This window comes from Pantoea osteomyelitidis, assembly GCF_044342975.1.
GTDB classification, from domain to species: domain Bacteria; phylum Pseudomonadota; class Gammaproteobacteria; order Enterobacterales; family Enterobacteriaceae; genus Pantoea; species Pantoea osteomyelitidis.
On record NZ_JBGFSN010000004.1, the window covers coordinates 606,916 to 626,969 of the forward strand.

Consider the following 20,054-nt stretch of genomic DNA (forward strand, 5'->3'; position numbering starts at 1 on the left):
TTGGCGAAACGTAATCCTTATGCACCGCGCGAATGGCTGCCTCATGAAAAACCGACAATGCCGGGTTCGCCTTCTACGCCGTTGCACTCCACGCCAAAACGCATCGCGTTTGGACTTATCGGCTTATTGATCTCCATTACCGGCGCGCTGAGTAACGCGCTGGTTACCGCCAACCTCACCAGTTTACAGGGCACCTTCGCCGCTTATACCAATGAAATCGCCTGGCTGCCGGCGGTGTATGTGATGGGCAATATCTCCATTAACCTGATGCTGGTGAAGTTCAGACAGCAGTTCGGACTACGTGCCTTCACCGAAGCCTTTCTGGTGCTCTATGTGCTGGTGGCCTTTTTTCATCTCTTCGCGAACGATTTAAGTTCTGCGATTATCGTGCGTACCGCCCACGGCATGGTGGGCGCGGCGCTCAGCTCGCTGGGCATCTACTATCAGGTTCAGGCCTGGCCGGCGAAGCACCGGCTGAAAGCGCTGGTGATCGGTATTACCGCTTCGCAGCTGGCGATACCGCTGGCGCGTCTCTTCTCCAGCGAGCTGCTGGAGCTGGAAGAGTGGCGCGGACTTTACCTGTTTGAGCTTGGTCTGGCGATGATTGCGCTCGGCTGCGTGCTGGTGGTGAAACTGCCGCCGGGGGATCGCAGCAAGGTTTTCGAAAAGCTCGACTTTCTGACCTTTATCCTGATGGCGCCTGGCATGGCGCTGCTTTGCGGCGTGCTGTCGCTGGGGCGTATCGAATGGTGGTTTACCACGCCATGGCTCGGTATCGCTCTGGCGATTGCGTTGGTGCTGATCGTGGCGGCAATCGTGATTGAGCACAACCGTAAAAATCCGTTGATCAACACGCGCTGGATCAGCAGCGGCACCATGCTGCGGCTGGGCATCGTGATGATTATGATGCGTATCGTTCTGGCGGAGCAGAACACCGGCGCGGTGGGTTTTCTGCAGCAGCTCGGCTTGCTGAACGATCAGATGCGCGGTCTGGCGCTGGCGATCATCGCGGGCGTCATAGCAGGAATGGCCCTTAGTGCGCTGACCATCAAGTCGAGCCATCTGAGCTGGCCAATCGTCGCCTCGCTGGCGGTTATGATCGTCGCCTCGTTGATGGATGCGCAATCCAGCCCGCTTACGCGCGCCAATAACATGTACCTGAGCCAGTTTCTGCTCGGTTTTAGCAGCACCTTTTTCCTCGCGCCCGCGATGTTGATCGGCATCGGCAACGTGGTCACGCAGCCGAAAAATCTGGTGAGCTTCGTGGTGCTGTTCGGCATGAGTCAGAACCTCGGCGGCCTGATCGGTGCAGCCATTCTCGGCACCTTTCAGGTGTTCCGCGAAAAATATCACTCCAGCCTGTTAGGCGATCGGCTGTCGCTGCTCGACCCCAACGTGACGGAGCGCATCAACCAGTACAACGCGCTGTTTAATAACCTGGTGGGCGACACCGTCTTACGCAGCGCGCAGAGCACCACGCAGCTGCAGACGGTTGCGACGCTGCAGGCTAACGTACTGGCCTATAACGATACCTATTTTCTCACGGCCGGACTGGCGCTGGTGACGCTGATGTGGGTGCTGTGGCGACTGAGCCGCCAGCGCTACCTCAACTGGCGACAGGCGCGTCATAACCTGGCCGAACAACGCATGATAGCCACTTCAGTAAGTACTACGGAGCAACAATGAGTCAGCAGGGTGAGAGTCAGACCGCAGAGCGCGAGCGCGTCAATCGTCGACGCATTCTTTCGATTGCCACAGGCAGCGGTATCGTCATCGTCGGGATATTGCTCATTCTCTATGCCTGGCAGCTGTGGCCGTTTACCAATGCGGTGCAGAGCACGGAAAACGCCTATGTGCGTGGGCAGGTGACCTTTATCAGTCCGCAGGTGAGCGGCTACCTGACGGCGGTTGAGGTGATCGATCTGCAGCCGGTACGCAAAGGGCAACTGCTGATGACCATTGACGATCGCATCTATCGCCAGCGTGTGCATCAGGCGCAGGCGCAGCTGGCGATGAAGCAGGCGGCGCTCAACAATAACCTGCAACAGCGTCGCAGCGCCGAAGCCACGATTCTCAGCAATAAAGCCGCCATCGAAAACGCCAAAGCGCAGGCGTTGAAAAGCGGCCTGGATCTGAAAAGAGTGGAAAATCTCGCCGCCGATGGTTCGCTGTCGGTACGTGAACGTGATGCGTCGCGCGCGGCGAACGCGCAGACTGAGGCTCAGGTGCGCCAGGCCACAGCAACGCTGGCGGTATCCCAGCAAAATTTGCAAACCACCATCGTGAATCGCGCCGCGCTGGAAGGGGATGTGGAAAGCGCCAAAGCGGCGCTGGAGCTGGCGGAAATCGATCTCGCCAACACGCGTATTCTGGCGCCCGACGATGGTCAGCTTGGTCAGCTTTCGGTGCGCACCGGCGCGTACGTCACGGCCGGTACCCGTCTGACCTCGCTGGTGCCCAACAGCAAATGGATCATCGCCAACATGAAAGAGACACAGCTGGCCTGGGTGCGGCCCGGACTGCCGGTCAGCTTTACCGTCGACGCCCTGAACGGCAAAAAGTTTGACGGCAGCGTGGAGTATATCTCTCCGGCGGCCGGCTCGGAATTCAGCGCCATCTCGCCCGATAACGCCACCGGCAACTTTGTGAAAATCGCCCAGCGTATTCCGGTACGCATTAAGATCCTTTCGCCACAGCAGGAATTACTGCGTCCGGGCATGTCGGTGGAGGTACATATCGATACCTCGGCGGCGGTAAAAGACGAGGCGCAGCAATGAGTCGACAAAGGCTGATGGCGGTGCTGATGGCCCTGACGCTCAGTGGTTGTGCAACCCAGGTGGAAAAAGCGCCATCCTCACTGCCGATTCCGCCGCAGTGGCGTAATCAGGTGGGGCCGGGCGCGCCGGTGGAGGCGCGCTGGTGGCGCGCGTTCGGTGATGAGAGCATGAGTCGGCTGGTGGAGCAGGCGCTGCGCAATAATCCCGATATTCTGACTGCGCGTTCCCGCGTCGATCAATACCGCGCCCAGCTGCGTGCGGCGCAGGGCGATAATTACCCGACGCTGAGCGCTGGCGTCGCGGCAACGCGTGAGCGCACGCTCTCCTCCGTCACCGGGTTACCTTATCAAACCGACGTGTTCCAGGGATTGCTGCAGGCTAACTATGACGTGGACCTGTGGGGAGCGCGCAGCAGCGACATCAGCGCGGCGCAGGCTTCGCTGGCGGCGCAACAGGCTGCGGCGTCGGCTGCGGAGCTGACCATCGCCAGCTCGGTGGCGTCAGGCTATCTCAACCTTTGCGCGCTCGACGAACAGCTGCGCGTAACCCGCGCCACGCTCGCCACCCGTGAAAATTCTCAGCGTCTGGCCCAGCGTCAGTTTGAAACCGGCTACACCTCGCGGCTGGAGTGGATGCAGGCCGCCTCGGAATATCAGACGGCGAAAGCGCAGGTGCCGCAGCTGGAACATCAGATCGCCGACCAGGAGAATGCCTTAAGCATTCTGGTGGGGATGAATCCGCGCGAAATCGCACGCAGCCGCCGCTTCGACCAGATCATGCCGCATCAGCTGCCTGCGATAATGCCTTCTCAGCTGCTGAATCGTCGGCCAGATATTGTACAGGCGCAGCGCCAGCTGATCGCGGCGGACGCCTCGCTCGCCTCTGCCCGCGCGCAATTGCTGCCGTCGTTGAATCTGACCGCCAGCGGCACAATGCAAAGTTCGGTTTTGCATCAGCTGGTGGATAATCCGTTCCGCCTCTGGAGCGTCGGCGGCAGCATACTGGCGCCGCTGCTGAATCGCGAAGCCCTGACGGCGCAGGTGGATGTGTCGATGGCCACGCGTAATCAGGCGCTTTATGGCTATGAAAAGGTCGTGCGTAACGCCTTTTCGGAAGTGAATACCGCCGTGGACGCCATCCGGCGCGGCGAAGAGCAGTTGGCGGAGCTGCAGAAGCAGGAAAAATATGTAGCGGAAGCGCTACGCATCGCCCATAACCGCTACCAGAACGGCTACGCCTCTTTTCTGGATGAGCTTGATGCGCAACGCACCCTGTTCAGCACCCAGCTGGATCTGGTATCGGTGAAAAATTCGCTGCTGCAGGGACAAATCGATCTCTACCGCGCGCTGGGCGGCGGCTGGCAGGGTAAGTAACCTTTCGCCTGACGGTAACGTCTTTTCGGTCATGCAGACCACACTTTTTACTCACTTTTATCCATGCAGGCAGGATGATTATCGGTCATCCTCGCCTCGCCCTGAGATAACCCACTATAGCGAATTCAGAACCAGTGATGTTCAGAGAATACGCTGATGCGCAGGGCCATGACATTTCACTTGCATTTAGCGTAACGCTGCGGATAATCGCAAACCTCAATAATAATGATTCTCACTATCTTTAGCATTAGGGAACCCATATGCGTCGCACGCTTTCAACGCCACGTTTCAAACCAACTTTGCTTGCGCTTCTGGTCAGCACCGGCTCGCTGCCGGCGCTGGCTGCTGCTACAAACAGTGCCGCCGATGCCGCCACAGCGGCGCAGAGCGGTCAGGATCAAACCATGACGGTGGTCGCCGCGCCGGAGAATGATTTCAAACCCGGCGGCGACCAGTTAGTACCTGCTTATCTCGACGGGCAGGTGGCTCATGGCGGTCGTCTCGGCATGCTGGGCGAGCAGAACGCCATGGATGTGCCTTTTAACGTGATCGGCTTTACGTCAAAAATGATCCAGGATCAGCAGGCGAAGACCATCGCGGACGTGGTGCGTAACGATGCGGGCGTGCAAAACGTGCAGGGCTACGGCAACTTCGCTGAAACCTATCGTATTCGCGGCTTTGATTTGGACGGTGATGACATGACCTTTGGCGGCCTGCCGGGCATCGTGCCGCGTCAGGTCGTGGATGCGCAGCTGATCGATCGCGTCGAAATTTTTAAAGGGGCGAATGGACTGCTGAACGGCGCGGCGAGCAGCGGCGTGGGCGGGATGATCAACCTTGAGCCGAAACATGCTGACGATACGCCACTGGCGCGCGTGGGTCTTGATTACACCTCTTCTTCACAGGTCGGTGCGACAGTTGATGCCGGTCGTCGCTTTGGTGACGATAACCAGTTCGGCGTAAGGGTCAACCTGATCAACCGTGAAGGGGAAACCGCAGTACACGACGAGAAAAAACGCACCACGGCAGCCTCCATCGGCCTCGATTATCGTGGCGATCGCCTGCGTACGTCTCTGGATATGGGCTACCAGAAAAAAACCTTCCATGATGCGCGCCTGGGCGTCAACATCAGCGGCGTCGATTTTGTTCCTGATGTGCCGGATAACCGCAATAACTACAGTCAGAAATGGGTCTACAGCGACATCGAAACGGAATATGGTCTGGCGAAAGCAGAGTACGACCTGACTGACAACTGGACGCTGTATGGCGGCCTCGGCGCTCAGCACTCCCATGAGCTGGGTGATTACGCTTCGCCCACTCTGACGGACGCTGATGGCGATGCCACTATTGGTCGTCTCGATACAAACCGCATCATCAATAATTTCAGCGGCATGGCGGGCATTCGCGGCAGCTTCGATACCGGTTTTATCTCTCACAAGGTGAATTTTGGCTATTCCGCCGTCACCAAGCGTGATAACACCGCGTGGCGCATGGCTTATGGCGACAATGCGGAAAGCACCAATATTTACCACACTGACGACGTGGCGAATCCAGTTAATAACCTGACCGGTGGCGACTATCATGATCCGCTGACCACCAGCCGTTCACGCATTCAGGGATATCTGCTGAGCGATACGCTGGGCGTGCTTGACGACACGCTGTTATTTACCGTAGGCGCGCGTCATCAGAAAGTTGTGGTGCGTAACTACAGCAACGCTACCGGCGCCGAAGATACCTCTACGCGTTATACCGCAAGCCGCTGGATGCCCACTTACGGGGTGGTTTATAAACCCTGGCAGTCAGTTTCGCTCTATGCCAACCATACGGAATCTCTCCAGCCAGGCGATGTTGCGCCCAATACGGCGACTAACTACGGCTCGGTCACTGGAATCGCCCATTCCAAACAGAATGAAGTGGGCGTCAAGGTCGATTTCCAGCGCGTCGGCGGATCGCTGGCGCTGTTTGAAATCAAGCAGCCCTCCGGCATCCTGAACAGCAATAATTATTACAGTATGGATGGCGAGCAGCGTAACCGTGGCGTGGAGCTGAACGTGTTTGGCGAGCCGGTGCTGGGCCTGCGTCTGAACGGCAGCGCCACCTGGATCGATCCCATCATGACCAAAACGGAAAACGGCACGGATAATGGCAAAGAGGCGATCGGCGTACCACGTTATAACCTTGTGTTGGGTGCCGAGTACGATATCAAGCCGGTTGAAGGCCTGACGGCTACCGCGCGGGTTAACCACTCGGGTTCGCAATGGGCAGATTCTGCTAACACCAAAAAAATGGACAGTTTCACCACGCTGGATCTTGGCCTGCGTTACCGCACCAAAGTTAACCAGAACGATATGGTCTGGCGTGTCGGTGTGGAAAACGTAACCAACGAGAAGTACTGGTCAAATATTGACGGCACCGGCACCTATATCTATCAGGGGGACCCGCGTACCCTGAAAGTATCGATGAGCTACGACTTTTGATGAAAAACGGGGCGATTATCGCCCCGTTCCTGTTTTTGCCTGTGTGCGCTGCCAGTAAGAAATATCTGGCCTGCTGGCGCGATTCCGCTACTATGTATCCCCAGACCCGGGTTTGTGAGACAGGCGCTGCGCGTGCATTTTCCCGTCCGTTAATCAGAACCGTTAAGACGCCACTATGAGTCATCCTGCTCCCCCTGACGAACCTGAAGAGCTTTTGCGGCACTCGCTGGACGATGCGCATTTCGCCATCGTGGTGCTTGCGGTGACCTCGGTTACTCTTATAAGCTTCGTCCTGATGATAACGCTATGGATGAGCTGACTGTCGGATAAGGAAGCAGGAACCTAAGGAGATGTCGATGGAATCCAGAGATGACATACTGATTGCCATTACCGGCCTGCTCTCGGCCTGTCTGATCGGCGTGGTTTTCCTGTTTACCATGACCTGGCTGACCGATGTCCGCCATCCCGCCGATCCCGCGCTGAATATTCAATCCTGCACGAAAAAACATTCCACCGCTCAACGCTCCTGATAGCGGCTCTGCATTTTGATCTGCTGACTGCGTAATTCCAGCGCCAGCGCCTCATGCAGGGTGCGATTGCCGTTGGGATCGCCGAGACCAAACAGCGAGCCGGGCGAGCGGCGATCGTCGGCCCATGCCGGATATTCCACAACCGGGTAAAGCGAAACGCCTTCTACCGCCACTCCCTGGTTAAGCGCCAGCGCCACTTCATCACTGACCTTACGTAGCCAGGACGCGCGTGCATCTCCCTCCGCCCCGGTTTCCGCCAGCAGCAAGGGGCGGTGGTAACGCGCCCAGTACTGCTCCAAAAGCTTATGCAGCGGCAGACGCGCCGGATGATCCTCCGGCAAAGTATTGTCAGGAAAGAACCAGTGATTATCGGGATAGTAATTCAGGCCGATAATATCGAGATTGCCGGTATGGCCTCCCAGCTCAGGCGCCTGCTTGCCCGCCAGCATATCCCAGGCTTCAAACTGCGCCTGATGCTGGGCGTCGGCCCAGGGCTTGCTGTCCGGATTTTTCGGATCGGCGGCGACCTGCACCAGCGGATCGGTTAATACAAAACGGGCGTCGGGAAACACTTCCCGGATAGCATTGATAGCCGCCAGCGAGGCGCGAACCAGCTGACGTTTCAGCTCCTTGCCCCGCTGCGCGCTGTGCGGATTCAGCCAGGCGACGTCAGCGCCCGCCCATGACCAGAAAGAGATCTGATTAATCGGGGTAAAAAAAGGATGCGTAATGCCTTCATCGCGCATCAACCGGGCCATGGCGCGGGCAAAGCGTTCGAAATGATCGACGAAGGCGCTTTTCCAGATGTTCAGATGATCGGGATAACCAAAGTGCGCCAGCTCCCAGATAATCTCCATGCCGTGCCGTTCGGCAGCATGGATCATCGGCAAAAAGGTGCGCCAGTCATACTCGCCGGGGTGCTTTTCTATTAAATACCAGCGCGCGCCGTCGCGCGCCGTGAGCAGCTGGCGTTCCGCCAGCGCGGCATAATCTTTATCCAGCAGCATGTCGTGTCCGCTGCTGATCACCATGTCCAGTCGCTTGCCCTCCGCCCGGCGGGCGGTTGAACAGGGAAAACTGCCCTGAAAAAAGCTGCGAAACAAACGGGGTTGATAGCGCTGCGGTCTGGCGGTAAGGGGCTGATTGGGCATTTTCCTCTCCTTCCGGGCGATCGCCGGACACAGAATGTCTCGCTAAGTCTAGACTAAAAAGCAGGCAGGACATTTTGTCGCGGGCCAATGCTTTAGACGCAGGCAGGAGGAGATACGGATGACAAACCGTATGCGCATTATACGTGGCGATATTACGCGCTTACAGGTGGGTGCTATCGTTAATGCGGCAAACTCGTCGCTGATGGGGGGAGGCGGCGTTGACGGAGCGATCCATCGCGCAGCCGGACCGGCATTGCTGGCCGCCTGCCGCGCCGTGGTCACCAGGCAGGGCGAATGTCCTGCCGGTGAAGCGGTGATCACTGAAGCGGGTAATCTCAATGCCCGCGCGGTGATCCATACCGTGGGGCCAATCTGGCGTGGCGGCACGCAAGACGAAGCCAGGCTGCTGGCGAACGCCTATCGCAACAGCCTGCTGCTTGCCCGCGAAAATCAGATAGAAAGCGTGGCTTTTCCCTCTATCAGCACCGGCATTTATGGCTATCCCAAAGAGCAGGCGGCCCGGATTGCCTTTACTACTGTGGTTGAGACGCTGCAACAGAATGAATGGCCGCGGCAGGTGTGGTTTGTCTGCTTCGATGAACAGACGTTTGCGCTCTATGAGCGCCTGCTGGTGAAATGGCAACACTCGGAAGGCTCGTATAGCCAGCGGGCGCGAGACGGAGAATAATAAAAAAGTGTGACTAAGACAGGGAATAGAAATGGCAGAAGCGTTAGATCTTAATCAGGATGAGCTTTCACAGACCTGGCTGGGCCAGATTGTCGGCGCGCGTGTTGTCAGGCACCCCGGACTGAGCGGCATCCATCCGCTTAACGACGGTCTGGATGCATTCGCCGCACGCTATCTGTTGATGAGCATGGCGCAGCGCAGCATCGATGTGCAGTACTACATCTGGCAAAACGATATGTCGGGGCGACTGTTGTTCAGCGCGCTGCTGGAGGCGGCGACGCGCGGCGTCAGGGTCAGACTGCTGCTGGATGACAACAATACGCCGGGACTGGATGACACCCTGGCCGAGATGAATCGTCATCCCAATATCGAAATCAGGCTGTTCAACCCTTTTTCGTTTCGCACGCTACGCGCGCTTGGCTATCTCACCGATTTTGCCCGTCTCAATCGCCGCATGCATAACAAGAGTTTTACCGTGGATGGCGCGGCAACGCTGGTGGGCGGGCGAAATATCGGCGACGAATATTTTGGTACCGGCAATGAGCCGCTGTTTGCCGATCTGGACGTACTGGCGATCGGCCCGGTCGTGCAGGAGGTCACGGAAGATTTCGAGCGTTACTGGAGCAGCAAAGCGGTCACGCCGTTGCAGCGAGTGGTAGAGAGCAACCGGGATCCGCATGAGGCGGTACGGCTGCCGGAGGCGTGGCACAACAGCGAACCGGTTGCGCGCTATATGCAGCGGCTGGAGGAGTCGCAGTTTATCAGCCAGCTGGCGAGCGGCACGCTGAAGATGACCTGGGCGAAGACGCGCTTGCTCAGCGACGATCCGCGCAAAGGATTAGGCAAGGCGCGACGCGGCAGCCTGTTGCCGCAGCGCATGCTGGAGGTGATCGGCAAACCGCAGCACCAGTTCGATATCATCTCTGCCTATTTTGTCCCGACGCGCGCCGGTATCGCTCAGCTGCTGTCGCTGAAGCGCAACGGGGTGAAAATCGCTATTCTGACGAATTCGCTGGCGGCGAACGATGTCACCGTTGTGCATGCCGGCTACGCCAAATGGCGCAAAAAGCTTTTGCGTCACGGCATCGCGCTCTATGAACTCAAACCGCAGTTCAGCGCCAGCGAGACCCCGCACGATCGCGGTCTGACCGGGAATTCCGGCTCCAGCCTGCATGCAAAAACCTTTACCGTGGACAACCATAAGCTGTTTATCGGCTCGTTTAACTTTGATCCACGCTCTGCCGAGCTGAATACCGAGATGGGACTGGTGATTGAGAGCAGCGAGCTGGCGCAGCAGACTCATCAGCGGTTCAGCCAGTCGCTGCGCGATCGCGCCTGGACCCTGAAGCTGGATAAGTGGGGCAGGGTGAACTGGATTGAATATCCGGGAGAGGCGAACGAGGTGGTGCACAAGCACGAGCCGCGCAGCAGTTTGCTGCAACGGCTGCTGGTACGGCTGGTGTGGCGATTGCCGGTAGAGTGGCTGCTGTAAGCGCGGCCAGCCTGGCTGGCCGCAGTAGATTACTGACGCGGTTTTTTACCTGAAAAGAGGAATTTCAGCAGCGGAATCCGCAAGTGGATTTCATACAGGGCGAAGGCGATACCAAACACCAGCAGCAGGCCGCAGAAAAAGCCCAGCGTGTTGTTAGCGATATGGGGCGTAATAAAGATGCCGTACAGCAGCGTCAGCGGATGGTGCACCAGATAAATAAACAGCGAGGCGTTCACCAGATAGAGGATGCGCGGCGAGTGAGAGTTGAGCATCTTATGACCAAAGCTGAAGCAGAGATTCAACATGCAAAGCCCCATCAACGTTGAGATCAGCGCATCGATTTCATATAGCCAGCCTTCGCCGCTGCTGTAACGCTGGTTCAACATGTAGGCGATAAAGGTCACTACCGCTCCGCAGCACATCAGCGGGTTAAAACGCACAAACAGCGCTTTCAGCGGCGGGTGTTTCCAGGCCAGCGCGCCCAACATGAAAAAGGGCAGGAAAAATAGCGTCTGCATTACCGCGATGCTGAACAGGCCATCCATTAGCCACAGAGGCTGATAAGTAAAAATCAGGCGTCGGAACAAACACCAGACCAGCGCCCAGCCCAGCAGGCAGAGCGTCAGCGTGCCCCAGCCAACGTGGGAATAGTTTCTTTTATGCTGCTGGTCGCGCAGCCAGCGAAAACTGAGCATGCCGAGCGAGGTCAGGATCACCAGCACCAGCAAAAACCACAGATGAGAGATCAGCTCCCACATCAGCGTGTTGTATTTTTGATAGAGGGTAAAGCCGTCCCAGTTGCCGATTTTTTGCGTCCAGGCTTTCAGCATAAAAAACTGCGGCAGGGTGATCAGCGGCACGGCGGTAAGCATCGGAATGCCAACGCGCTCAAGACGCACCTTCAGCCAGCGTTGCGGCTGATAGCGCAGATAGAGCATGTAGGAAAAATAGCCGGAGATGACGAAGAACACCTGCATGCGAAAGGCGTGGATAAAATCATTCAGCACCGTCAGCCAGAGTGACGGATCGAGACTGTTAACCGCCCATTTCTGGCTGGAGTAGATAAGAGAGACGTGAAAAGGCACGCCTAATAACATCAAATATGCCCGGATCGAATCAAGGAAATATTCACGTTCAGGTTTTACTGTACTCATAGGATCCCAATCGTCAGTACGTTTTGGCCGGTTTCGCCCTGAAACCGGAGTATGCCAGTTTGAAATTCTACCTGCTGTAAACAAGGTATACTATCAGTTGAATCTGTTTCGTTTAATTATCTGAAAAGGGCGTTTTGCGCTTACGAAATAAGGGAACAATCTTTTGTCTCCGCTGTCGGAACACAGAATAATCCTTTAAGATAAATGGGTTTGATCCGGGCACACGAAAGGGGGGGATGTGCTGAATAAAGTGAAAAATAGTACCGGGCTGGTGAAGATGCGCTGGGTTGGCGCGGCAGTTCTGGTTGCGTTATACGCCAACAATAGTTGGGCGTTCAATATTGATGATGTGGCGAAACAGGCCAAAGCGCTGGCAGGGAAAAGCTTCGAAGCGCCTAAAAGCAATTTACCCTCTCAGTTTCGTGAAATGAAATTTGCTGATTATCAGCAGATCCAGTTTAACCACGACAAAGCATACTGGGGCAAACTCCGTACGCCTTTTAGTCTCGAGTTTTATCATCAGGGGATGTATTTTGACACGCCGGTCAAAATCAATGAGGTCACGGCCAATTCGGTGCGTGAGATCAAATACAGTCCCGATTACTTCAATTTCGGCAACGTCAAACACGATCCGGACGCGGTGAAAAACCTGGGTTTTGCCGGATTTAAAGTACTTTATCCTCTGAATAAAAAGGATAAAAAAGATGACGAAATCACCAGCTTCCTTGGCGCCAGCTACTTCCGGGTAATCGGCGCCGGTCAGGTCTATGGTCTTTCCGCACGCGGCCTGGCGATCGATACCGCGCTGCCGTCCGGCGAAGAGTTCCCGCGCTTCAAAGAGTTTTGGATTGAGCGCCCGAAACCCCAGGATAAGCAGCTGGTGATCTACGCGCTGCTCGACTCCCCGCGCGCGGCGGGCGCTTACCGTTTTGTGATTCATCCGGGACAAGAGTCCACCGTGGACGTGGATTCCAAAGTTTACCTGCGTGACAACGTCGGCAAGCTGGGCGTGGCGCCGCTCACCAGTATGTATCTGTTTGGCGCCAATCAGCCGTCGCCGGTGATGAACTTCCGTCCGGCGCTGCATGATTCGGACGGGCTTTCCATTCATAGCGGCAACGGCGAGTGGATCTGGCGTCCGCTGAATAACCCGCGCCATCTGGCGGTCAGCACCTTTACCATCGAAAGCCCGAAAGGCTTTGGTCTGTTGCAGCGTGGGCGTGATTTCAGCGACTATCAGGATCTCGACGATCGCTATGATCTGCGCCCGAGCGGCTGGGTCGAACCGCTGGGCGACTGGGGCAAAGGGCGCGTAGAGCTGGTGGAAATCCCGACAGCGGATGAAACCAACGATAATATCGTAGCCTTCTGGACGCCGGAAAGCCTGCCGGAACCCGGCAAAGAGATGAATTTCAAATATCGTCTCCACTTTACCCGCGATGAAAATCAGCTGCACTCTGACGATACCGCCTGGGTGAAATCAACGCTGCGCTCAGCGGGCGACGTGAAGCAATCCAACCTGGTGCGTCAGCCAGATGGCACCGTTGCCTTTACCATTGATTTTGTCGGTAAAGATATGAGCGCCATGCCGGAAAACAGCCAGGTTGCGCCGCAGGTCAGCGTGGGTGACAACGGCGAAGTGGTGGAACAGAGCGTTCGTTATAACCCGGTAACCAAAGGCTGGCGTCTGGTGTTGCGTCTGCGCGTGAAAGACAACAAGCAGGCCACGGAGATGCGCGCGGCGCTGGTGAGCGGCAACAAGACATTGACGGAAACCTGGAGCTATCAGTTACCTGCCAATGAATAATCTGACTTTAACACCTCAAAACTATCTGAAAGCCTTGCCGCTTGATGCGGCAGGCCGGACACAGCTCAGCGCCTCCCTCTCAGGGGCGCAGGCGTTTCATTATATCCACGAGTCGCTGGGTCAGGACGACGCCGCAAGCAATCGCGCCGATGATGCGCCGTTAAAATCGGTGTCGTCCCGTGTGCGGATGGCCTGGCCGGAATCGGTGGCGGAGGGGCAACAGTTCGGTAAAGATTATCTGAATCGCACCACGCTGAAGGCGATGCCGAAAGTGACGCGTTCGCTGATGTTTCCGGAAGCCTGGCGTACCAACCCGCTTGCGCGCGCCTGGGCTTCGCTGCGCGGTCATAAATCCACGCCGCGCTATGCTTCAGCGGAAGAGCAACGCGCCGAGGAGAAGTGGCGTCATGTAGGATCAATGCGACGCTATATCCTGCTGATCCTGACCATTTTCCAGACCGTTATCGCAACCTGGTACATGAAAACCATTTTGCCTTATCAGGGCTGGACGCTGCTTGATCCCATGGAGATGATCAACCAGAACTGGCAGCAGTCGTTCCTGCAAATCCTGCCTTATATCCTGCAAACCGGCATTCTGTTCCTGTTTGCCATTCTGTTTTGCTGGGTTTCCGCCGGTTTCTGGACGGCGCTGATGGGCTTCCTGCAGCTGCTGATTGGCCGTGATAAATACAGCATCTCTTATTCCACCAGCGGGGATGAGCCGCTTAACCCGGAACATCGCACGGCGCTGATCATGCCGATCTGTAATGAGGACGTGGAGCGCGTCTTTGCGGGCCTGCGCGCTACCTGGGAATCGGTGATGCGTACCGGCAACAGCGAGCATTTCGACGTCTATATCCTCAGCGACAGCTACGATGCGGATATTGCCGTGGCGGAGCAGAAAGCCTGGATGGAGCTGGTGCGCGATGTGAGCGGGGCCGGTAAAATTTTCTACCGCCGCCGCCGCCGCCGCGTGAAGCGTAAAAGCGGCAACATCGACGATTTCTGCCGTCGCTGGGGCAGCCAGTACAGCTACATGGTGGTGCTGGATGCAGACAGCGTAATGAGCGGCGAATGTCTTACCGGTCTGGTGCGCATGATGGAAGCGAATCCCAATGCCGGAATTATCCAGTCATCGCCAAAAGCTTCAGGGATGGATACGCTTTATGCCCGCTGTCAGCAGTTCGCCACGCGCGTTTATGGTCCGCTGTTCACCGCCGGTCTGCACTTCTGGCAGTTAGGGGAATCCCATTACTGGGGACATAACGCCATTATCCGCGTGAAGCCGTTTATTGAGCATTGTGCGCTGGCGCCGCTGCCGGGCGAAGGTTCCTTTGCCGGTTCGATATTATCCCATGACTTTGTGGAAGCCGCGCTGATGCGTCGGGCCGGATGGGGCGTCTGGATCGCTTACGATCTGCCCGGTTCGTATGAAGAGCTGCCGCCTAACCTTCTGGATGAGCTGAAACGTGACCGCCGCTGGTGTCAGGGCAACCTGATGAACTTCCGCCTGTTCCTGGTGAAAGGGATGCATCCGGTGCACCGTGCGGTCTTCCTCACCGGCGTGATGTCCTATCTCTCTGCGCCGCTGTGGTTTATGTTTCTCGCCTTATCCACCGCGTTGCAGGTGGTGCATACGCTGATGGAGCCGCAGTACTTCCTGCAGCCGCGTCAGCTGTTCCCGGTGTGGCCGCAGTGGCGACCCGAGCTGGCGATCGCGCTGTTCTCCACCACACTGGTGCTGCTGTTCCTGCCGAAGCTGCTCAGCGTGGTGCTGATCTGGTTCAAAGGAGCGAAAGCCTACGGCGGGGCGCTGCGTCTCTTTGTCTCGTTGCTGCTGGAAATGCTTTTTTCCGTACTGCTGGCGCCGGTGCGTATGCTGTTCCATACGGTATTCGTGGTCAGCGCCTTCCTCGGCTGGGAAGTGGTATGGAATTCGCCGCAGCGTGACGATGATGCGACCCCCTGGAAAGAGGCCTTTGCCCGCCACGGTTCACAGATGCTGCTGGGTATCGTCTGGGCAGTGGGAATGGGGCTACTGGATCTTAACTTCCTCTGGTGGCTGTCGCCAATCGTTTTTTCGCTGATCCTGTCGCCGTTCGTTTCGGTGATTTCCAGCCGCGCCACGGTTGGACTGAAAAGCAAACAGGCGAATCTCTTCCTTATTCCGGAAGAGTACGATCCGCCGCAGGAGCTGTTAGATACCGATCGTTATGTCGAGCAGAATCGTGCGCGCGCGCTGAAGAACGGCTTTATGCATGCGCTGTTCCATCCCGCCTTTAATGCCCTGGCGACCGCGCTGGCGACATCGCGTCATAAGCAAAGCCAGCTGCTGGACCATGCGCGCGATCGCCGCGTCGATCAGGCGCTCAGCGATGCGCCGGAAAAACTGAATCGTGAGCAGCGTTTGCAGCTGATCAGCGATCCGGTGGTGCTGGCGCGCGTGCATACGCGCCTGTGGGAAAATAGTGATAAGTATCATCAGTGGGTGGAGAGCTATCAGAAGCTGAAGCTGAATCCGCTGGTGCTTCCTCATCAGCTATAAAAAACAAGCGGCAGAAATGCCGCTTTTTTTATGTCTCATTTTTATCCTGTCGCGCTTTACGGATAATTTACGCGGATTAGCGGGAACAAAGTGGATTGTCTGGCTGACGCGCAGGTAGAATGGCAGCGGCTAAATGACGGGTTATAAGTTGTGAAACGTTTTCTGAGAGTAAGCATATTCGCCGGCAGCGTGCTGTTGCTGACTGGCTGCGGCAGTATTATCAGTCGCACCATGCCCGGACAAGGGCATGGCAATCAATACTATCCGGGGGTACAGTGGGACGTGCGCGACAGCGGCTGGCGTTTCCTGAAGATCCTTGACCTGCCGCTGTCGCTGGTTATTGATACGTTATTGCTGCCAATGGATGCGCAGCATGGGCCTTACGAGTAAGGGATCAGGCCCAGCGATCGGAGTCGCTGTTATCATCTTCCCACTCTGCGGCAGCCGCTTCGCCTTCTTCAGTATCAATGGGCGGCTCAAGCTGGAATTCACCCTCATCCCATTCATGCAGCGTGTTTTCCGGCAGCCACTCCTGACGCAACTCTACTTCATCAAAATCGCCGTCCCAGATCGCCTGGGCCGCTTCGCCGGTACGTACCGGATGGAATTCCCCTGGCTCGCTTTCGTCAGCGAAGAATTCTGCCTGCCACATAATATCGCCATCCTGCATCACATATTTTTGCAGGCCGAACTGGCTGACAGACGCATCTTCTCCTTCCATTTCCGGATGATTGGCGAGAAATTCTTCGCGCGCTGCGTCAATGGCCTCTTCCAGGGTACCGTACATGCTCATCTGTTCTCTCCTTGCCTGTTTAACGGGATTCCAGAGAAGGATAGTCCAAAATCGGGAGGGGTAAAAAATCTGAGGAGTAAAGTCGGCCCGGCCAGCGGGAAGTTCCTTTTCCCGCGCGGCGAGGTTAATGCATTTTCTGCGGGAAGTGCAGCACTGGTCTGACCGTCTCCCTGATAACCGGCGCGGAGTAGCGAATACAGCATTTAATACAGGGTTTCACTTTCTTAAAATTGATCCGGGCGATAGATAAGGCCTGATTGAGATTATATAAGGTACCGATGAAGATTACTTCCTCCTTTTCAGGCAGTCTTTTACACTCTTTCCGATGCAGATAATGATAATTGTCCTGATCGGTGCCGATCGTTACGTAATAATAGATGCCTTTATTCATTTTGTGGATTCCTGCGAGAGATTTGCTGTGTGTAATCTTATTTTTATTTTTTTGAAAGTCAGGCAATTACCTGACAAAAGCGAAAGTACCCATAATAAAAACATTATACAAATTCCATAATGATATAAGAAATCATTTAAAGCTATTATTCCTGTCTATAGATAAAGTGCAATAAGACAATGCCTTGTAAAATAAGTTAAAATTCCTGCACTGATTAGTGACAGGAATGAATTTTATTAAATTAAATAAGAAAAGCCCTGGAGGAAATAAATTTCAGCGCCAGCAGCTATAATTTTGATATATTAATATTAAAATGCTGTTTCATGTAAAAATCAGTCTGTTAACGGATGTTACGGTAAAAAGAGTTAACCCTGTTTAACTGTTTTTCATGTTATTCTGTATTTGATAAGCCCTGCTTTATTTAACTCTGGCTGCAATCCATTATTCATCATCAGTAATAACTGGTTCATAGCAGGCGATCCTGCTGAAATGAGAGGAATTAACAGCGTAGCGAGGGAATTCTGACGCGGTATGGTAGTGGATCTGAAAAGAAATTGATAAGGTTTCAACACTTTTGTGTAAAGCCGGACAAAAAACAGTTGCCCGGCTTTAGCATTAATAGCGTGAAGGCTCGCCTTCCGGGCGGGTTTTAAAACGGCGATGTAACCACATATACTGTTCCGGCGCTAACAAGACACCTTCTTCTACTACCTGATTCATGCGCGTGGCGGTGGCCAGTTCGCTTTCCAGCGGCATGCTGGCGGCAACGTCCGGCATGATCATCAGCTCATAACCCTGGCCGTGCGGCAGACGACGCGGCACGAAAGGCACAACTGCGGGCTTTGAGCTGCGGATAAGCACATAGCTGCCCACCGTGGTAGCAGCCTTTTCAACGGCAAAGAAGGGGGCAAATACGCTGCTGCGTGGGCCGTAGTCGTGATCCGGCGCATACCAGATGATGTCGCCGCCTTTTAGCGCACGGATCATCCCTTTGAGGTCTTTACGGTCCAACATACTTTTATTGGAACGCATGCGGCCCCAGGTTTGCAGCCAGTCGAGCAGCTTGTTGTCGTTCGGACGGTAAACACCGATGCCGGGGTTGTGGATGCCAAAAATGCGCGCGCCCAGCTCCAGGGTCAAAAAATGCATCCCGATAAGCAAGACGCCTTTTCCTTCTTCACGGGTTTTCGCGATATGCTCCAGGCCGGTAGCGCGGCACCACTTATTGATGCGCCAGTCGGGCCAGAACCAGGCCATCCCGGTCTCAATCAGACCCATGCCGACCGATTCAAAATTGTGCTTCACCATCGATTCACGTTCGCTGACCGGCATGTCAGGGAAGCAAAGCTCGAGGTTGCGTCGGGCAATCTCAACACGGCGTTTCATAAAGCGCATCCCCAGACGGCCAATTCTGCAACCCAGCACATAGAGCAGAGGGTAGGGCAGCAGTACCAGAATGTAGAGCGCAGAAATGCCCAGCCAGGTTAACCAGTAGCGGGGATGGAGGAGTTCACGATTGAATTGTGGCAGTTGGGTCATAAGAAATGGATGTATCCTGCTTGGCGCACCGGGCGCGTTTATCCTGTTGATATTTCCTATTGTGCCAGCTTTTTCCCCACTCTTAAATAAAGCTGAATCCGCCTGCAGCAGCAGGCGGATAACGATCACGATTTAAAGATGCCTTTTACGCCATGCGGCTCGCTGCGCCAGTACTGCTCAGGACCCTGCACCTGTGCGCCCAGTTTGGCGGCGGCGTGCCAGGCCCAGTGCGGATCCCACAGCATTGCGCGCGCCAGCGCGACGGCATCAGCTTCATGCTGTTGCAGTATCGATTCAGCCTGCTCCGCGTCGGTAATCAGACCCACGGCGATAACCGGCATTTTCACCGCCTGCTTAATGGCAGTAGCAAACGGCACCTGATAGTTAGCGCCTACCTTGATCTGCTGCTCAACAGAGAGGCCGCCGCTGGAAACGTGAATATAGTCGCAGCCCAGCGCATCAAGCGCTTTACTGAGCGCCACAGATTGCTCGATATCCCAGCCGCCCTGCGCCCAGTCGGTGGCTGAAATGCGCACGCCTACCGCTTTATGACGCGGAAGAACGCGTCGCACTTCCTGGTAGATTTCCAGCACCAGACGCATACGGTTTTCCAGCGATCCGCCCCAGCCGTCCGTGCGCTTGTTAGAGAGCGGTGACAGGAACTGATGCAGCAGGTAGCCGTGGGCGGCATGAATTTCCACCAGATCAAAGCCCAGCCGATCGGCGCGCTTAGCCGTCTCAACAAAGGCCTGTTTGATCTCGGCGATGCGCTCTTCGGTCAGGGCGACGGGTGTGGTATCGGAATCGGAAAAGGGCACGGCAGAAGGGGCCGAGGTCAACCAGCCACCCTGTTCTGGCGTCAGATTTTTCCCGCCGCGCCAGGGCACATCGCTGGAGGCTTTACGTCCGGCATGAGAGATCTGGATACCCAGCGGAATTTTACTCCATTGGCGAATGTCGGTAACCACCTGCGCCAGCGCCTGTTCGCAGGCATCATCATAAAGTCCCAGATCCTGCGGCGTGATGCGCCCATCCGCTTCTACCGCAGTGGCTTCCGCAATCAGCAGCCCGGCGCCAGAGAGGGCTAACTGGCCGAGGTGAATGCGGTGCCAGGACGTTGCGCGCCCCTGTTCGGCTGAATACTGACACATCGGCGCAATAATAATACGGTTTTCCAGCGTCAACCCGCCTAACTGCAGGGATGAGAACAGCTGACTCATGGCGTCTCCTTTGTTTTCAAGGGCAATAAAGAGTGTGCAAACATACAGCCTTGCAGAGATCGCCCGATCAGGCCATGTCGTTTTGTGCGTTTGGCAACAATTTTCCACCTGCGCTTT

General features: G+C 55.9%; 16 protein-coding genes. 10 read left to right on the forward strand and 6 right to left on the reverse strand.

Going from position 1 to position 20,054, the window contains the following annotated elements; translation table 11 throughout:
* The 5 genes from ABU178_RS07840 to ABU178_RS07860 all read left to right on the forward strand — a co-directional run bounded on the left by ABU178_RS07840 (position 1) and on the right by ABU178_RS07860 (position 7,157).
* Complete coding sequence (locus ABU178_RS07840; RefSeq protein ID WP_397213575.1) at positions 1-1,686, forward strand: MFS transporter; 1,686 nt, start codon at positions 1-3, stop codon at positions 1,684-1,686.
* Entirely contained in the window at positions 1,683-2,777 is a 1,095-nt protein-coding gene (locus ABU178_RS07845; RefSeq protein ID WP_397213577.1) for an HlyD family secretion protein, read from the forward strand. Before ABU178_RS07840 ends, ABU178_RS07845 begins: the two co-directional genes overlap by 4 nt.
* Positions 2,774-4,150 carry an efflux transporter outer membrane subunit gene (locus tag ABU178_RS07850; RefSeq protein WP_397213578.1) on the forward strand — a complete coding sequence of 459 codons (1,377 nt, stop codon included), beginning with the start codon at positions 2,774-2,776 and terminating at the stop codon, positions 4,148-4,150. Before ABU178_RS07845 ends, ABU178_RS07850 begins: the two co-directional genes overlap by 4 nt.
* Positions 4,151-4,410: 260 nt before the next feature.
* On the forward strand, positions 4,411-6,627 hold the full coding sequence (locus ABU178_RS07855; RefSeq protein ID WP_397213580.1) for a TonB-dependent receptor: 2,217 nt from the start codon (positions 4,411-4,413) through the stop codon (positions 6,625-6,627).
* Positions 6,628-6,983: 356 nt separating this feature from the next.
* Positions 6,984-7,157 carry a hypothetical protein gene (locus ABU178_RS07860; protein WP_397213581.1) on the forward strand — a complete coding sequence of 58 codons (174 nt, stop codon included), beginning with the start codon at positions 6,984-6,986 and terminating at the stop codon, positions 7,155-7,157.
* Here ABU178_RS07860 and ABU178_RS07865 read toward each other — a convergent pair.
* Complete coding sequence (locus ABU178_RS07865) at positions 7,145-8,308, reverse strand: beta-glucosidase (RefSeq protein ID WP_397213583.1); 1,164 nt, start codon at positions 8,306-8,308, stop codon at positions 7,145-7,147. The genes ABU178_RS07860 and ABU178_RS07865 overlap by 13 nt on opposite strands.
* 118 nt (positions 8,309-8,426) lie before the next feature.
* Between ABU178_RS07865 and ymdB the strand changes: the two genes are divergently transcribed.
* On the forward strand, positions 8,427-8,996 hold the full coding sequence (ymdB, locus tag ABU178_RS07870; protein WP_397213584.1) for an O-acetyl-ADP-ribose deacetylase: 570 nt from the start codon (positions 8,427-8,429) through the stop codon (positions 8,994-8,996).
* Between the two features lie 31 nt (positions 8,997-9,027).
* Positions 9,028-10,488 carry a phosphatidylserine/phosphatidylglycerophosphate/cardiolipin synthase family protein gene (locus ABU178_RS07875; protein WP_397213585.1) on the forward strand — a complete coding sequence of 487 codons (1,461 nt, stop codon included), beginning with the start codon at positions 9,028-9,030 and terminating at the stop codon, positions 10,486-10,488.
* A 29-nt stretch (positions 10,489-10,517) separates the two neighbouring features.
* Here the strand turns inward: ABU178_RS07875 and mdoC are convergent, their stop codons facing one another.
* Entirely contained in the window at positions 10,518-11,642 is a 1,125-nt protein-coding gene (gene mdoC / locus ABU178_RS07880; RefSeq protein WP_397213587.1) for a glucans biosynthesis protein MdoC, read from the reverse strand.
* A 268-nt stretch (positions 11,643-11,910) separates the two neighbouring features.
* On the opposite strand from mdoC, the gene ABU178_RS07885 reads away from it, so the two are divergent.
* From ABU178_RS07885 to ABU178_RS07895, 3 genes are all read left to right on the forward strand, one after another.
* Positions 11,911-13,449, forward strand: a complete 1,539-nt coding sequence (locus ABU178_RS07885) for a glucan biosynthesis protein G (protein ID WP_397215741.1) — start codon at positions 11,911-11,913, stop codon at positions 13,447-13,449.
* On the forward strand, positions 13,442-15,994 hold the full coding sequence (gene mdoH / locus ABU178_RS07890) for a glucans biosynthesis glucosyltransferase MdoH (RefSeq protein ID WP_397213589.1): 2,553 nt from the start codon (positions 13,442-13,444) through the stop codon (positions 15,992-15,994). The genes ABU178_RS07885 and mdoH overlap by 8 nt, the downstream gene beginning before the upstream one ends.
* Positions 15,995-16,144: 150 nt before the next feature.
* The gene (locus ABU178_RS07895; RefSeq protein WP_397213591.1) at positions 16,145-16,384 is read left to right on the forward strand and encodes a YceK/YidQ family lipoprotein; all 240 of its coding nucleotides are present in this window, start codon (positions 16,145-16,147) and stop codon (positions 16,382-16,384) included.
* 4 nt (positions 16,385-16,388) lie between these two features.
* On the opposite strand, the gene ABU178_RS07900 is transcribed toward ABU178_RS07895, so the two are convergent.
* From ABU178_RS07900 to ABU178_RS07915, 4 genes are all read right to left on the reverse strand, one after another.
* Positions 16,389-16,787 carry a MysB family protein gene (locus ABU178_RS07900; protein ID WP_397213593.1) on the reverse strand — a complete coding sequence of 133 codons (399 nt, stop codon included), beginning with the start codon at positions 16,785-16,787 and terminating at the stop codon, positions 16,389-16,391.
* A gap of 124 nt (positions 16,788-16,911) precedes the next feature.
* Positions 16,912-17,178: a hypothetical protein gene (locus ABU178_RS07905; RefSeq protein ID WP_397213595.1), complete on the reverse strand. Its 267-nt coding sequence runs from the start codon at positions 17,176-17,178 to the stop codon at positions 16,912-16,914.
* 615 nt (positions 17,179-17,793) lie between these two features.
* On the reverse strand, positions 17,794-18,717 hold the full coding sequence (locus tag ABU178_RS07910; RefSeq protein WP_397213597.1) for a Kdo(2)-lipid IV(A) acyltransferase: 924 nt from the start codon (positions 18,715-18,717) through the stop codon (positions 17,794-17,796).
* A gap of 125 nt (positions 18,718-18,842) precedes the next feature.
* Complete coding sequence (locus ABU178_RS07915; protein WP_397213598.1) at positions 18,843-19,937, reverse strand: NADH:flavin oxidoreductase/NADH oxidase; 1,095 nt, start codon at positions 19,935-19,937, stop codon at positions 18,843-18,845.
* Positions 19,938-20,054 lie beyond the last annotated feature (117 nt).